This window comes from Burkholderia sp. IMCC1007 (genome assembly GCF_027257875.1).
Taxonomy (GTDB): Bacteria; Pseudomonadota; Gammaproteobacteria; order Burkholderiales; family Burkholderiaceae; genus Burkholderia.
This window is the reverse complement of sequence record NZ_JAPVQY010000001.1, coordinates 311,446-325,355: the sequence shown is the minus strand read 5'-3', so window position 1 is coordinate 325,355 and position 13,910 is coordinate 311,446. Positions and strand designations below refer to the sequence as shown.

General features: G+C 58.8%; 10 protein-coding genes. 7 read left to right on the top strand and 3 right to left on the bottom strand.

Features of this window, described 5'->3' with window-relative positions; translation table 11 throughout:
• Positions 1–51: 51 nt before the first annotated feature.
• Complete coding sequence (locus O1Q03_RS01630) at positions 52–996, bottom strand: 3-keto-5-aminohexanoate cleavage protein (RefSeq protein WP_269501300.1); 945 nt, start codon at positions 994–996, stop codon at positions 52–54.
• Positions 997–1,370: 374 nt separating this feature from the next.
• Between O1Q03_RS01630 and O1Q03_RS01625 the strand changes: the two genes are divergently transcribed.
• Positions 1,371–1,925, top strand: coding sequence for a MarR family winged helix-turn-helix transcriptional regulator (locus O1Q03_RS01625; RefSeq protein WP_269501299.1), 555 nt, complete (start codon positions 1,371–1,373; stop codon positions 1,923–1,925).
• A 320-nt stretch (positions 1,926–2,245) separates the two neighbouring features.
• Here the strand turns inward: O1Q03_RS01625 and O1Q03_RS01620 are convergent, their stop codons facing one another.
• Positions 2,246–2,530 carry a DUF4148 domain-containing protein gene (locus tag O1Q03_RS01620; RefSeq protein ID WP_269501298.1) on the bottom strand — a complete coding sequence of 95 codons (285 nt, stop codon included), beginning with the start codon at positions 2,528–2,530 and terminating at the stop codon, positions 2,246–2,248.
• Between the two features lie 663 nt (positions 2,531–3,193).
• Here O1Q03_RS01620 and O1Q03_RS01615 point away from each other — a divergent pair.
• The 4 genes from O1Q03_RS01615 (at position 3,194) to O1Q03_RS01600 (ending at position 8,937) form a co-directional block, all read left to right on the top strand.
• A complete protein-coding gene (locus O1Q03_RS01615) occupies positions 3,194–4,267 on the top strand; it encodes a substrate-binding domain-containing protein (protein WP_269501296.1) in 1,074 nt (357 codons plus the stop codon).
• A 16-nt stretch (positions 4,268–4,283) separates the two neighbouring features.
• Positions 4,284–6,761: an ATP-binding cassette domain-containing protein gene (locus O1Q03_RS01610; RefSeq protein ID WP_269501295.1), complete on the top strand. Its 2,478-nt coding sequence runs from the start codon at positions 4,284–4,286 to the stop codon at positions 6,759–6,761.
• A gap of 8 nt (positions 6,762–6,769) precedes the next feature.
• Complete coding sequence (locus O1Q03_RS01605) at positions 6,770–7,774, top strand: ABC transporter permease (protein WP_269501293.1); 1,005 nt, start codon at positions 6,770–6,772, stop codon at positions 7,772–7,774.
• A 95-nt stretch (positions 7,775–7,869) separates the two neighbouring features.
• Positions 7,870–8,937 carry a porin gene (locus O1Q03_RS01600; RefSeq protein WP_269501291.1) on the top strand — a complete coding sequence of 356 codons (1,068 nt, stop codon included), beginning with the start codon at positions 7,870–7,872 and terminating at the stop codon, positions 8,935–8,937.
• A gap of 236 nt (positions 8,938–9,173) precedes the next feature.
• Here the strand turns inward: O1Q03_RS01600 and O1Q03_RS01595 are convergent, their stop codons facing one another.
• On the bottom strand, positions 9,174–9,632 hold the full coding sequence (locus O1Q03_RS01595; protein ID WP_269501290.1) for a MarR family winged helix-turn-helix transcriptional regulator: 459 nt from the start codon (positions 9,630–9,632) through the stop codon (positions 9,174–9,176).
• Positions 9,633–9,953: 321 nt separating this feature from the next.
• Here O1Q03_RS01595 and O1Q03_RS01590 point away from each other — a divergent pair, with 321 nt between their 5' ends.
• On the top strand, positions 9,954–12,911 hold the full coding sequence (locus tag O1Q03_RS01590; RefSeq protein WP_269501289.1) for a molybdopterin-dependent oxidoreductase: 2,958 nt from the start codon (positions 9,954–9,956) through the stop codon (positions 12,909–12,911).
• The gene (locus O1Q03_RS01585) at positions 12,881–13,753 is read left to right on the top strand and encodes a 4Fe-4S dicluster domain-containing protein (protein WP_269501288.1); all 873 of its coding nucleotides are present in this window, start codon (positions 12,881–12,883) and stop codon (positions 13,751–13,753) included. Before O1Q03_RS01590 ends, O1Q03_RS01585 begins: the two co-directional genes overlap by 31 nt.
• Positions 13,754–13,910: the final 157 nt, after the last annotated feature.

The following is a 13,910-nucleotide window of genomic DNA, read 5'->3' as shown; positions in this document are numbered from 1 at the left end:
TCAGAGCGAAAGGCGCCCCGAATGCGGCGCCACCACTGTCAATATCGACGACTATCGAGCCGGCCGGCCAATCAGAGCCCGGTATTCGTTCGCCGTCGCCGGTTTGCGCCCGAGCAAACCCGCGATGTCACGCGCCATATTGAACATTTCAAGATTGCTCGTAAGGCGCTGATCGCTGTTCGGATACTTCCACGGCGTGTCTTCCGTACCGACGCGGACATGCAGCCCCATCATCGTCGCGAGCGTCGTCATATACAGCGACGCACGGCCCGCCGCACATACGCTGATCACGGAGGTGGGGTCAATCTGCCGGATCTGATCGACCATGAGGAACATGTGCTGGGTCATGTCCTTCGCATTGCTCACCCACGTTCCGGAAACCAGCGTGCGGCCGACATTGAACGGCAAGCCGTAGAGAAGCAGCCAGTTGTACGGCTTCTTGAGGATACCCGTGTCGATCAGCTTGCGCTTCGCGAGTTCGATTTCACCCGAACTATGGACGGCCAGTTCGGGCTTGACGCCGACCTCCTCGAGCGTTGCGACCGCCGGCACGGCGAAGGCCTCCGGATGGCCCGGCGCACACGGAGCGACTTCCGTCAGGCCTTCGCGAGCGGGGCTCATGCACATATCGAACGTCGTGCCGTGCAACACATTCACGTTGGGCACGAAGTCGTTGCCGAACCGAGCCCGCAGCGGGTCGATAACCTGCTTGTACGCCTCGACCGGCAGGATATCGCGATCGAGGCGGCGTCCTTGCGCGTCGGTCATGAATGAGAAATCGATGTGAACACCACAGGCGCCGGCTTCGATCACGCGGGTCGCTTCATCCACGTACGCCTGGAACGACGTCGTATCTTCAAAGCGTCCCGAGACAGCGGCGTTGATCGCGACCTTCTCCGGTACGTCCCACTTCGGCTGCAGTTCCGCACCGGCAATGAACTGGTATTCCTCCATTTCGCGCTTGGCGGCTTCCCAGAGTGGCAGTTTTTCCATCATGATGATCCTCAACGGTAGGGGTAGGTAGTGAAGCAGGGCTCGAGATTGATCGAGCCGACGGCAATCAGACATCAACTGCTCGTTTTCTATGCAGTACTAGTCGCCACCATTATTAGCATTCCTTTCTAAAACCACGAAGTAGACGCGTTCCCTGCATGAAACCGCGCCGCGGTTACGCAGCACGGCTATGGCACCTCGATCGAATCAATTGTGATAAGATGATCCCGTCAACAATCGATTTATATCGAATGATGCGATCAAGGATGACAAAAGTCAAGGACACTAGGGAATTCCCTTGAGTCCACCACGGTCGCCCGTTAGATGCTGTGCTCGCGCTTTCGTCGGGCCGCATCCTCACGTCAAGGGATGAGCAAATGGTCAGCTCTTACGACACCGCAATCGATATCGGTTCGAACGCCATCGATCGCTCACGCGGTCCCGGTCCAGATTCCGCAGAGGTTTTTGACGATCGTGGCAGAACCGTTCCGTGGATGACGCGAACGCTCCATCGTCTGTATGACATGGAGGCGCGGAAGATTCTGGATCGGGAAAAAGTGTCCATCGCCCACTGGTACTACCTCAGAGTACTGGCGCAGCGCGGCGAACTAAATCAGCTCGAGTTGAGCAAACGCGTGGGGATCGCGTCGACGACGGCTGTGCCGGCGTTGGACAGCATGGAGAAGCGCGGTTTGGTGAAGCGGACGCGTGATCCGAAAGATCGGCGCAAGTATTACGTTAGCCTCACCGACGACGGCCAGTGCTTGGTGGATAAACTGCTGCCAGAGATCGCCAGCATGATTTGCAGTTCGTTCGACGGCGTGAACGCCAACGACATGCTCGTTTTCTGGCGTACCTTGCATCAAGTCGCGTCGAACCTGATGGCCATGTCGAACAAGGATCCGATCGGGGAGGATCCGATCGTAGACTAGATGACGGCTCCGAGTTGCCACGGCCGTCCGTCCCGCCGCCTGGATTCGGCCATACAGGGCGGTGTATCTTTTGGATCGAACGTCTTCAAGCGTCGATCCTGGCGGTCACATACCGATGTCGAAATAGCGCTGACCCGTTGTTCCACCGCGCCAGTTCCTTCAAGCTCCATCGTTCGCAGAGCGAGCGCCGCGCTCGCCCTGCGGTGAAATGCTTCTTCACGAGTGCCTCTCACCTGGGCGAACGAAACGAATGCAACGCACGAGTTTCCAACAGCAGGTCAAGAGTGCGGTGAGGTTTCCGCAGCTCAATATCCTGCCGGTTACATGCCCGTTGCGGAGCCCGAACGCGAAGCCTCACCAGTTGCGCGGCCGTATCCCGAAGCATCTCCTTGAGCCATGCTGTTCTGCGACTCGACTTTCGCCTGAGCTGCCCGGAGGTTCTCCGGATAGTGGGCCCAGTCCTGCGGGTCATAGCCTGCCTTCCTCAGTTGCGCCAGTTCGGCAATCAACTCTGCAAGAGTTTGCGGTTGGGTGGACTGCGCGAACGACACAACGGGCACAGCAACAAGCGCGGCGATAACGGACATCTTGACGAACGATTTCATGATCACATACCTCTTAAAACTCTGTCAGGAACGCTACATAGAACTTTTCTGTAACGGCTGACTAAATACTATGATCGATCGCTTGTCAGGGTAAGTACCGACATCGCCAATTCACCGTTGCACTGATATCGACAATCAGTACACGTACGACCCACTCCGCTAGCACGCGCGGCGCACTGTAGCGGCTGCGCCCGCTTCGCACCAAGACGTTCCTAACGTCCGACCATTCCCACACCATGCTCAAGCTCAATTGCATGGACTCCTAAAAGCTTCGCAGGGCAGCTAGCCGGCTATCACGAGGTTGCCGGTGTACTGCGTCATTTCAGCGAATCCGTGTGGGGATCAGGGCACCTGCGCCCGCGGTCGAATCGACCAACCAGATGTCCAGCGCGCCGGTGTGTGTGGCGCTAAGTAGATTCCCTAGGATTCTTGACATTGGCAGACCCGAATCGCATCATTCTATGCAAATCGATTCGACAACGAATCATCTCACATGAATCATCCGGCGTGAGGAGATTGAGAGTTGGGTTATGTATAGGACCCAAGCGCCAGACAAATCCGCACGGATCCGATCAGTCGTCCAAGCTGTTTAGTGACGAATTTACCTTCATAACAGCCGATAGATTTTTAACCCAACATCCTTCACCTGAACCGAGGATCGCCATGCCTGGAAAGTTTCGTATCGCGCTGCTTGCTTTGGCGAGCTTTGTGTACCACCCCGCACATGCGGCCGTTGACTCCCTCACGAACCATCAGGGCGACATCACGCCGCTCTGCGGTACGAAACCGATGGTCGTCGGCGTGTCCGACGGGTACGGCGGCAATACCTGGCGCAAAACAGGCTTGGCAGAGGTCAAGGACGAGTTGAGTCATTGCAAGAACGTGAAACGCATCATCTACAGCAACGCGAATGGTGACCCGCAAAAGGCGAACTCCGACATCAATAGCATGGTCGCACAAGGCGTCAACGTGCTGGTGATGCTTCCTGATTTTGGTGCCGTCCAGCTTCCCGCAATGCGCGCAGCCATGAAGGCCGGCGTCGCGGTCGTACCGTACTCTGCGCAGATCGCGGGGACACCCGGACGCGACTATGTGGTCAACGTCGTCGGGGACTCGAAGCAGATCGGCGTGCTGTGGGCCGACTGGCTCGGCACCACTGTCAAGAAAGGCAACGTGGTCTTCATGGGCGGCTCCCCCGGTGCAGCCCCGTCCCGAAACTTCATGGACGGCCTTAGGGATGGGCTCAAGAAATATCCGGAATTGAAGCTGTTGAATGATCAGTTCGTTGTGACGAACTGGAATCCCGTCGACGCTCAAAAGGCGACCGCCGGCCTTATCGCGCAGTACCCACACATCGACGCGGTCGTTACGGACTTTGGCGTGACCGCGCTGGCCGCGGTCAAAGCATTCGAACAGGCGCACCTTACGGTGCCGGCAGTCGCGACCATCGCGAGCGATAACGAGCTGAATTGCCACTATTTGTCGATGAAGAAGTCCGGGACCCCATTTCCCTACTACACGCTTGATGGCACGACAACCTACGTGCGCTTTGCGGTGCGACAGGGGGTAGCCAGCTATCAGGGTGCGTCCGACAAGGAGTCGCCGGTAATTCTGCCCTTCGCATACGCCGACAGCTCCAAGGGCCTCGATCCCAAGTGTGATCCGAACGCGCCGCCCGATGCCGATCTGTCCTCGGCACTTCCTCCTGCGAAGCTCAAGGCAGTGTTCGAACAGTAATGGACGGGGACGAACCATGAATGACCAGAGCACACTGCTTCAGATCGATGGTGTCACGAAGGATTTTCCCGGTGTGCGAGCGCTCGATAACATTACGTTTTCAGTGCTCGCAGGTGAAGTTCACGGTCTGGTTGGCGAAAACGGCGCCGGAAAGTCGACGTTAATGGCAGTCGCGTCGGGCGCCCTCGTCCCGGAAAGTGGCCGTGTCGTGATCAGCGGAATCGCGGCGAAGGGTGATCCCGACTTGGCGCGGCGGCTGGGTTTGGCAATCGTTCGTCAAGAACCGGCGCTGATGCCCGAATTGACGGTCGCCGAGAATCTCTACCTTGGCGTTCCGCCCGAACAGCGTCCGTCTTTGATGAGTACCGTCAAATGGGCGGAACAATTGCTCCGGCAGTGGAGCGACGATGTCGCGATCGATGCGAACGAGCGCGTGTCGAGCTTGAATCCGGAGCAACGCTTCATCGTCGAGATCGTGAAAGCGCTGGCTGCAAAGCCCAAGGTTCTCGTACTCGACGAACCCACCGAGCATTTGCTGGCGGCCGACGTCGACCGCCTGTTCGATCGCATTCGCAACGTGACAGCCTCGGGGTGTGCGGTTGTATATATCTCGCATCGGATCCGCGAAGTACAGAAGATCGCCAACCGTCTCACCGTGCTCCGAGATGGACAAGGGCAAGGCACATATCAGGCCGCCGGGCTGAGCGAACAACAGATCGTCGAACTGATCGTCGGTGGGACGCTCGATCGGGACTTCCCCGCAAAAGTCGGAACGAAAGGCACCGGCGTAGTTCTCGAAGTAGCGTCGCTTTACGGTCCAGGCTTCAGCGATATCTCACTTCGCGTTGGCAATGGAGAAATCGTCGGCCTGGCCGGCATCGACGGCAACGGGCAGCGTGAGTTCATGCGCGCGGTCGCAGGTCTGGCGGCAAGTCGCGGCGGCGTCAAAGTAAAAGGCGTACCTGCGAAGCTCCAAAATTCGCAGGCGGCCGCGGGCGCAGGCATCCGCTACCTGCCGGGAGATCGCCACCGGGAAGGCATCTTCGGCGACCTTTCCGTCCGAGAGAACTTCTCGATCCGCAGCCTTCCGGTCGACGCGATCAAGGGCTGGGTCAGGCAGAGCAGCGAGGCAAGACGCTCTCAACTGGCGGTTACAGATTTCGCCATCAAGACGCCGTCCGTCGACACGGCAATACGCTCGCTGTCCGGCGGCAACCAGCAGAAGCTGGTACTGGCCAGTGTGCTCGCAAGCAATCCCAAGGTCCTCCTCGTCGATGAGCCGACGCAGGGTGTCGACATTGGCGCTCGCATGGAAATTTATAAAGTGCTCCGCGACGCAGCTGTGGCAGGCACGGCCGTCATCGTCGTGTCGTCCGATGCCCTCGAAGTCGCAGGATTATGTGACCGCGTGCTCATATTCTCGCGAGGACACATCGTAAAGGAACTGCGTGATGCGGACGTCAGCGAAAGCAATATCACGTCAGCGGTGCTGACTGCGACAACCGAACGCGACAGAGGTTCATCAAAGATATCGGGCTTCTGGAAGTGGGCGGCCGGAGACTGGGCGCCACTCGTGATGCTTGCCGTGGCAGTCTGCGCGCTCGGCCTGTATGCGTCTCACGTCAACGAAGCCTATCTATCCGCCCGAAATCTGAGCGGAATGCTCGCGCTCGTAGCGACGCTAGCAATCGTCGCCTATGGGCAGCAGACGTTGATGCTTGTCGGCGGGATTGATTTGTCCGTCGGTCCGCTGATGGGGCTGCTGGTCGTCATACAGTCCTTTTTCCTGAACGACGGTGCCACCTTGGGGCATCAGCTATCGGGATGGGCAATCGTACTCGTGGTCGCCGTCGGAGTCGGGTTGTTGAACTGGGTGTTGGTCGATCCGTTCCGGCTCCATCCAATGGTCGCCACGCTCGCCACCTACATGGCATTGCAAGCAGTGTCTCTTCTTCTGCGCCCTATCCCGGGCGGACTCATCGCCGATTCAATGATCGAGGCAATCGGTGCGCAGACCGGCTTTATGCCCGTGATTGCAATCCTTGCGATCGTCCTTGCGATCCTGCTCGAATGGGTTCTCTTCAGGACCCGTCGTGGTCTCGAGTTCCGCGGTGTCGGTTCGCGGATCGACGCGGCCCGCATGGCCGGCGTGCGACCGCATCTGACGTTGCTGATGGCATACGTCGGCTGCTCGCTGCTAGCTGGTGTCGCAGCGGTACCAATGATGGCTCAAGTCGGCACCGGCGATCCGAGCGCGGGCATCAACTACACGCTCGCGAGCATCGCCGCCGTCGTCATCGGGGGTGCAAGTCTCTTCGGGGGGCGCGGTTCCTTCATCGGGTCACTGCTTGGCGCCCTCCTCATTATTCAGGTCAACGTGGTCACCTCCTTTCTGGATATCGGGGACGCCTGGCAATCGTACCTGTTGGGCGGGATGATCCTGGTGTCCGTGGCCCTCTATTCGAAGAGCAGAGAAATGGCGGTAGCAAAATGAGAAAGATCATGAGCAATCGAGCGAACGCCGTGCTGGACCCTGCACAGTTGCCGTCGAACACCAAGCGCGGTCGGATTCCGGCGCACGGCGAGTTCGTGTGGATCTGGTTCGGGCTCGGCCTGCTCTTCGCAGTCAGTTCAGTCGTTGCGCCCGGCACGATGAACGGTGGTTCCATACTGGCGATGCTTCCCTTCGCCGGCATCCTCGCCATCGTCGCAACTGGTCAGACCCTGGTGATCCAGCAACGAGGGCTTGATATGTCGGCCATCGGAATGGTCTCGCTTGCGGGTGTCGTGATGGCACGAGCAGGGTTCAGCTTCAATTCCATCGTCGCCGCCGTGATCGTCACGCTGTGCGTGGGGGTTGCTGTCGGAATCGTCAATGGAACACTAGTTTCCCGTGTTGCGATTACACCGTTGGTCGCTACGTTGGCCGTCAACGCGCTGCTCATCGGCTGCGTGCGATCGCTCACGGGCAACGTACCGGTCAGTGTCCCGACGACCATGCAGACGATCTCGCACGCGCAGTTCGTCGGCCTGCCAGCCAATGTGCTGTTCGCGTTCGCATTCGTGGCGACGGCTTGGGTCATCACGCGGAAAACCGCGGTTGGGCGCAGATTCGTCGCTGTGGGAGTCAATGCACGTGCCGCAGAAGCGGCTGGAGTGAGGGTTCTCCGCTATCGAATCGGAGCCTACATCGCGTCGGCGGTGTGCTTCTCGGCCGCCGGGATGCTTCTGGCGGGCTTCATTGGCAGCGCGTCACAGACGTCCGGCAACGACTACTTATTGCCAGCCATCGCCGCGGTCGTTGTCGGCGGCACACCGTTTACTGGTGGTAAAGGAAGCGTCATCGCGAGTGCGGTCGCAGCGTTGTTCATGGCACAGCTTGGCCAGCTGGTGCTCGCACTAGGAGCGGGGCCGTCGGTTCAGTTGCTCGTGCAGGCGTGCGCCATTCTGCTCGCCACGACCGTGCGCCATCTGCCGAGTGCCCTCAGGACCTTTCGCAAAAAATAACTAGACGAAAGCGGCGACCCTGGCTCAGCAGCTTTCTCGTCCGGGTCCGCCTTGCAGTAATGGTTTGGAGACCTTTTGACAGTTAGGATTCCGATATGAAAAAGATATTACCTTGCGCAGCGCTGATGGTTTGCGGCGTCTGCAACACGTATGCACAGAGCAGCGTGACCTTGTACGGGCGGGTCGCATCCGGCCTCGACTTCGTGACGAACGTCGCGACGCCGAACGGACAGTCAAAAAACAATTACCGGTTCGGCAGCAATCAGTATGGATATAGCTGGTTCGGACTCACCGGTACAGAAGACCTCGGAGGCGGCCTCCATGCCGTGTTCAAGCTCGAAAGCCTGTTCACCTCCGGTACCGGCCAGACGCCGCCAAACACGATCTTTACGCGAGACGCGTATGTGGGTCTGGCCGACGACAGATATGGGAGCATCTGGTTCGGTCGCGCGATGTCGCTGACCGACGAGACCGGCTGGTACATCGATCCGTTCGGCGAACAAGCCACGGGCGTCGGCAACTTTGCATTTGGGCGCGCCTGGGGCCCCCGATCGAACGTCGTCACATACAATTCACCGACTTGGGCCGGATTTTCCTTCCGATTGCAAGACGGATTCGGCAACCAGGCAGGCAACTTCCGTGGTGGACGTCAGTTCAGCGCAAGTTTCGCGTACACGCTGTCGGATTTCGCCGCATACGGCGTATACGAAGAAATTCGCGACAATAACGGAAAGTTCTCCGATCTGTATGCGGCATCGCGCGAATACATGGCGGGCGCCACCTACAAGTTGGGAGCGCTGAAGCTCTACGCCGGCTATCAGTTGCTCGCGTCGTCCGGACAGGATACGGTTTCCACTTCCTTCAATCCTTCGGGTGCGACCCGCAGTCAGCAGGAGTGGCTGGGCGCGACGTACCAGGCCACCACGGCCTTAGCCCTGCAGGCCGGCTGGTTTCACGGCAACGTGAATCACGGCGGCGGCACCGGAAATCTCGGCGTCCTGGGCGCCACCTACAGTCTGTCCAAACGAACGTTCGTCTACCTCACCGTTGGCGCAATGTTTAACGGCAAGAATTCCGCCTTCCCGGTCGAAACAGCAGATTCGCAGCCGCTGCCCGGGCACAATCAACAAGGCGGCTACTTCGGTATCATGCACTACTTCTGATTGCCGAAAGCCAGCGTGGCCGCGGATGCTACCGCTCGTAACCGCCAGGCGGGTTGAATGGCGGTTACGACACGGCGCTCGCCGCACAGAGAACTGGCTCGGTAAAGGTGTCGCTCGACGCCGCTGTCATCGCATCCATCGATGAGCAAATGCCTTTCACCTCGATCCGATCGGTGAAACAGTCAACGAGCAGGCCGCCTGCATCCGCGGAATGACAGCGCCAGCGTTGCCGGCAGTCAATCCACTATCGTGTCGTCATCTTCGGACGCCTGAACGAGGTTCGTCTCGATCTGATGCATGACCTTCCAGAAAACTCGCATGTCCTTCTGGCTGATCCCGTCGAGTGAAGCCGAAATCATGTCGATGAGTGGCGGCAGCATCTCGTCGACCAAGCGTCGGCCCTCGTCCTTCAACCGAATGAAATATCGACGCCTGTCGTTCGGGTCTCGAACTCTTTCCACGAGGCCCCGCTTTTCGAGATTGTCGAGCGCGGGCACGGCCGTAGTCGAGGCAATGCCGACGCGCTTGCTGAGCTCGAGCTGGTTGACCTCGCCTCGCTCGGCCAACACCCGCAGGTAGTACCAATAGGCAATCGGAATGCCTTCCTGGTCGAGAATCGCCTGCGCCCGAGCATCGTAGAGGCGGTGTACGGTTCGGGCCATCCATGGGACGGTCCTGCCACGATCGTCGAACATGTCGGTCGGTTGCTTCGCTGCCGATTTCTGCAGCGGTGGAGCATCAGCGGCCAATTTGGCCGCAGTGGAACTAGCTTTGGGCATTCTCTTATACCTCGACAGGGTGTTGCGTCAATGATCAGGCGCCTGCGCTAAAGAAAAGGGTCGCATGTGCAATGACAGGGTATTCCCCTGATCCCCTTGACTTCACTCATCCCGGAACACATCATTCGATATAAATCGATTCCGACTGGAATCATCTCTACGAAAATGATCCGGCGCGTGAGACATCATACCGCAGTCTTTGCTGGCTCAAGCGTTCAGTTCAAGACCAGGACCCGTATGCAACGACTACTACTCGTATTCATTCTCTGGGTTATGCCGATCGCGCTCCGAATCGCGGCACGCAGGTTTCCCGCCGTGCGTCAGCATCTCGGTTCGGCCCGATGGACGATTCAATTGCGGCTGCGGGACAACAGCGTCGCTCGGCAACTCCGCTTCAAGGATGGGACGGTGGCAGCCAGTTGGGGCCCGGGTCAAGCAAACGATGCGGAGCTCGTGTTCATGGACGTGGCGACAGCACGCCGCATGCTCGCCCCGACTACCGATCACGCGTTCCTGATCGATGCGCTCAAGAACTTCAAGATCACGCAGGGCGGAAGTGATCGAGCCCTGGTGTGGTTCGGCCAGCTCGTGAACACGATGAAAACCGCATCGTGGCGCAAGGGTATGCAGATGAAGGACGGAACCACCCGCTTCGTCACGCTGACCAATGGCGGCCCCGTGTTCGTCTACGTCAAGGACGACAAAATCGTGCGAACGACGCCGATCGACCTTATTGACGAGGATGGCCCGAGTTGGACCCTCTCCGCGAGGGGGCGTCGTTTTTCGCCCGCGCGGCGCGCAACCGTCAGCCCGCACGCGCTGTCGCTCAAATCGCTCGTTTACTCCGACAAGCGGATTCTCTATCCAATGAAGCGCGTCGATTTCGACCCGAACGGCGAACGCAATCCACAGAATCGCGGGATCTCGGGCTATGAACGAATCACGTGGGACGAAGCGCTCGACATCGTCGCGGGAGAAATCCGCCGCATGAAGCAGGAGCATGGACCGGGCGCGATCGCGATGGCCACCGGTGCCCACCATCAATGGGGGAACATCAACTATTACTTGAGCGCGATGCAGCGCTTCGGCAATTTGATCGGATATACGCGCATCGAAATGAGCCCCATCAGCTGGGAAGGTTGGTATTGGGGCGCAATGCACCACTACGGCAACAGCCTACGGCTCGGCACGCCGAGCTTTTACGGCACGACCGAAGATTGTCTCGAGCATGCCGAGGTGATCGTATTCTGGTCGAGCGATCCGGAATCGACCAACGGCGTGTATGCAGGTTTCGAAGGCACGGAACGCCGCTTGTGGGCGAAGCAGCTCGGGATCGAATTCGTTCACATCGATCCTTACCTGACACAATCTGCGCAGCTGCTGGGTGGCAAGTGGCTGCCAATCCGGCCAGGCACTGATTCAGCGTTCGCAATCGCCATCATGCATGAATGGATGATCGGCGGAACCTACGACAAGGAATACGTGGCGTCGAAGACGACGGGCTTCGAAGAATGGCGCGCTTATGTCCTCGGAGAAGAGGACGGCGTTCCCAAGACCCCCGAGTGGCAGGAAGCCGAAACCGGTATTCCGGCAAAGGATGTCCGTAGTCTCGCGCGGTTGTGGGCGTCGAAAAAGACTTACCTCGCGGCCGGCGGCTTGGGTGCGGGCTTCGGCGGTGCCTGCCGCACGGAAACCGGAGCTCAATGGGCGCGCAGTGTCGTGATGATGATGGCGATGCAAGGATGGGGCAAGCCCGGGATCAATTTCGGAAATCTGCAGATCGGTGCGCCGCAGGATCTGAATTTCTACTTCCCTGGGTACGCCGAGGGCGGAATTTCTGGCGATCTGAATTACACCGCGAGCGCTGCCAACAACTACTGCCGCATGCCGCACATCATCACGATAAATCCGGTGAAGCAGTCCATCCCCCGCCAGCGGCTGGCGGAGGCCATCACGGAAGGACATGCCGACGGCTACTTGTGGGAAGGGTTCTCGACTGAAGGACAGTTCGCCCACTATTCGTATCCGCGGCCGGGCTATTCGAAAGTTCACATGTTGTACCGCTATGGCTCGTCGTCGTTCGGCACGGTCCCCGGCTCGAACCGACTTGTCGACGCCTATCGTCATGCGTCGCTCGAATTCGTCGTCAACCAATCCATCTGGATGGAAAACGAAGCGCAGTTCGCGGACATCATCCTGCCGGCATGCACGGCTCTGGAGCGAGACGACATCTCCGAATGGGCGAACTGCGGCGGCTACATTCAGCATGCACAGAGCCAGGTCAATCATCGGATGATGATCATGCAGCACAAATGCATCGAGCCGCTCGGTGAATCCAAGTCGGACTATCAGATCTTCCTGGACATCATGATGCGACTCGGATATGGCGGAATGTACTCGGAGGGTGGTTGCTCCGAATTGACGTGGTGCGAGCGAATGTTCAATTCGACGGACTTGCCGAAGCAAACCACATGGAAGAAGTTTCTGAAAAAGGGCTATCACGTCGTGCCGCCTCCGTCGGAACACGACAAGCAGCCAGTCGACATGCGCTGGTTCGCCGAAGGGCGGCCCAAGGATTTGCCGGAAGCGAATCCTCTCCCCGGCGTGTACTCGCATGCGTTCGGTGAAGGACTTCCCACCCAGTCCGGCAAATTCGAGTTCGTTCCGTCCAGCCTGCGCCGTATCGAGCACATCGATCCGGCCAGGCCGGCGGTAAACCGCTACATCAACCGAGACACCGCGATTCAACGCCCGTTCCCTCTCCAACTCGTGACCAACCATCCGGTCTACAGTTTCCATACACAGGCGGACGGGAAAAACAGTCACATCAGTACGATCAATGAACACCGAATGAATGTCGGAGGATATCGGTACTGGGTATTGCGGATGAGCATTCAAGACGCGGCGGCTCGCGGCCTGAGTTCCGGCGATCTTGTGCGTGTGTACAACGCCCAGGCCTCGGTCATCTGCGCATTGGACGTTTCGCAACTCGTCAAGGGCGGTGTCGCCCGCGGCAACGAATCGTGTGCCGAGCTCGACATCGTTCAGACTTCGATCGGTCCGGTCGACCGCGGGGGGTGCCTGAACCTCCTGACGCCGGGCCGGAAAATGAGTGTGACGGCAGATGGGATCATGCCCAACAGTTGCTGGGTGGAGGTGGAAAAATGGGACTGGACGTTGGAGAACGCGGCATGAGCGGATGGGCACTGATCATCGATGTTTCGCTTTGCATGAACTGTCGAAACTGTGTGATGGCAACCAAGGACGAGCACACCGGGAACTCGTTCCCCGGCTATTCAGCGCCTCAGCCTCCGGAAGGCCTCGATACGATTCGTATCGAACGTCATGTCCGCGGCGAAGGCACCCTCGTCGATGTCACCTACATTCCGAAGACATGCAACCATTGCGATAACGCTCCCTGCATCAAGGCAGCCGCGGATGGTGCGATCTACAAGCGCCCAGATGGTGTCGTCGTGATCGACCCGGAGAAGTCGCGGGGTCGCCGGGAACTGGTTGCGACGTGCCCCTACGGCGTAATCGAATGGAACGAACAGGAGCAGGTGCCACAGAACTGGAATTTCGATGCCCACCTCCTCGACGCCGGCTGGAAAGAGCCGCGGTGTGCGCAAGCGTGCCCCACCAAAGCACTCCGAGCGGTGAATGCAACAAGCACCCAACTGGCGGAAATGGTCGAGAAAGAGCATTTGTCCGTGCTTCGCCCTGAACTGGGCACCAAGCCTCGCGTCTTTTATAAGAATCTTGACGATGCACTCAGCCATCTAGTTGCCGGCAACCTTTGCGAAGACTTGGGCGACGGCAAACTGCGCAATCTGGAGGGCGCTGAAGTTGTCCTGCACGACTCCGCAGATGGAAGCGAGCGTACGACCACAACCGACCATTTCGGCGACTTCCGGTTTTCGGGCCTGACTACACGGACATCCACAATCGAACTTCGGGTTCGCAAGGATGGGAAGGAAAAGGTCGTTGCGACACGTGAGCGCGCTGGCAGTATCAATCTCGGCAGCGTGTTGTATTGATGCCGAATACTCCTCCAGCATCGCATGCAATTGAAAGACAAGGTCGCGGTCATTACCGGCGCAGACAGCGGGATCGGCTTGGCTTCTCCGCGCGGCTATTTTTCGAGGAAGGCGCCAACGTCGTCATCGTCAGCAACAATCCTGAAACGCTGGGCTG

Coding starts and splice junctions, on each gene's coding strand:
- O1Q03_RS01630 (WP_269501300.1), bottom strand. CDS start 996: ATGATGGAAAAACTGCCACTCTGGGAAGCCGCCAAGCGCGAAATGGAG.
- O1Q03_RS01625 (WP_269501299.1), top strand. CDS start 1,371: ATGGTCAGCTCTTACGACACCGCAATCGATATCGGTTCGAACGCCATC.
- O1Q03_RS01620 (WP_269501298.1), bottom strand. CDS start 2,530: ATGAAATCGTTCGTCAAGATGTCCGTTATCGCCGCGCTTGTTGCTGTG.
- O1Q03_RS01615 (WP_269501296.1), top strand. CDS start 3,194: ATGCCTGGAAAGTTTCGTATCGCGCTGCTTGCTTTGGCGAGCTTTGTG.
- O1Q03_RS01610 (WP_269501295.1), top strand. CDS start 4,284: ATGAATGACCAGAGCACACTGCTTCAGATCGATGGTGTCACGAAGGAT.
- O1Q03_RS01605 (WP_269501293.1), top strand. CDS start 6,770: ATGAGCAATCGAGCGAACGCCGTGCTGGACCCTGCACAGTTGCCGTCG.
- O1Q03_RS01600 (WP_269501291.1), top strand. CDS start 7,870: ATGAAAAAGATATTACCTTGCGCAGCGCTGATGGTTTGCGGCGTCTGC.
- O1Q03_RS01595 (WP_269501290.1), bottom strand. CDS start 9,632: ATGTTCGACGATCGTGGCAGGACCGTCCCATGGATGGCCCGAACCGTA.
- O1Q03_RS01590 (WP_269501289.1), top strand. CDS start 9,954: ATGCAACGACTACTACTCGTATTCATTCTCTGGGTTATGCCGATCGCG.
- O1Q03_RS01585 (WP_269501288.1), top strand. CDS start 12,881: ATGGGACTGGACGTTGGAGAACGCGGCATGAGCGGATGGGCACTGATC.